We start from the raw sequence: 1,136 nt of genomic DNA, 5'->3' as shown, positions 1-1,136 counted from the left end.
GTCCACCCCGGCTTCGGCGGCGAGACGGACGGCAAGATCGAGGAAGTGGGCCTGCAGGGCCTCAGCCGCCGTGATCCGCTGGCCGAGGGTCGGCGTGCGGTCGGCGGGTCGAGGCCGGTGCGGTTCGGGGCGGGGTGCGTCGTCGTCGACGCGGTCGGCGGACAGCAGGCTGCCGTCCGAGGGGAGGTCGAAGACACCGACCACCTCGGGTCTGCCGTCGGCGCCGAAACGCATCCGCACCTCTCGGACGCGTGCCGACGGATCATCTAGCGCTGCAATGACATCGGCGTCGGCAGCGCGAACCGCGGCGGTGATCACCTGGTTGGCGTCACCGGCGAACCAGCTGACGACGAGCAGGCCCGGCGGTGTGTCGGAGGTGCCGATCCGGCCCGTCAGCGGGTCGGCGCCGTGGTTGCGCAGGGCATCGTCTTCGGCCGCGCGAACCAGGTCGCGGGTGAGCGCGTTCACCCGGCGCTGATGATCGGCGAGGTCGTCGGGATTCGCGTCGGCGAGCGCATCATCGAGTGCCACACGCGCTTCGGCGATCTCGTCGACGAGACGGTCGATGACAGCACGTCGGACCGCCGGGTCGTCGTAGCGTGGCGGTGCGATGGGCGGCAGCGGGGGCACCGGCGGCGACGGTTGGGCCAGTCGCGCGACCAATGCCTCTGCCGCCGCGTATCTTTCGGCCAGGCCGTGCAGTTCGGCGAGAATCAGGCGTTGCGCCGGATCCCGCAGCCGACCGGTGAGCCGTTCGACGGCGTCGACGATCCGTCCCGGCGCGAGGTCGGCGGTGGCGATCCACTCCCGCAACTCGGCGGCCTTGCGGTGGACCAAGGCCGCGTAGCCGTCCCGCTGGGCGACGGCTTCGGCGAGATCGCGTGGTGTGTTCGGGTACGGAATGGCTCCGATCGGCAGGTGCCCACCCGGCTGCGCGCCAGCGGTGAGCAGCCCGTGCAGCACCCGCATCGGCTGCGGCGCGCTGTCACCCCTGAGTTCGGTCTCGGCGAACGAATCGGCAAGTGCCTGACGCAGATTCAGCGATCCGTCGGCCTGGAAGCTGTTCGGGCCCAGCCCTGCGAGCCACGCATGGAACTCCGCTTCCACCACCGGCGCGTGCAACCGGCCGTACACCG

Annotated in this window: 1 protein-coding gene; it reads right to left on the bottom strand. The window is 71.4% G+C overall.

Annotated features, from left to right (window positions below; translation table 11 throughout):
- Positions 1-1,136: hypothetical protein (locus ACFWUY_RS41865; protein WP_384122389.1), on the bottom strand; the 1,136-nt coding region annotated here is incomplete at both ends.

The sequence above is a fragment of the Streptomyces sp. NPDC058664 genome (genome assembly GCF_042716635.1).
Taxonomy (GTDB): domain Bacteria; phylum Actinomycetota; class Actinomycetes; order Streptomycetales; family Streptomycetaceae; genus Streptomyces.
Note: the sequence above shows the minus strand (reverse complement) of the source record. Positions and strands in the feature narration are given on the sequence as shown.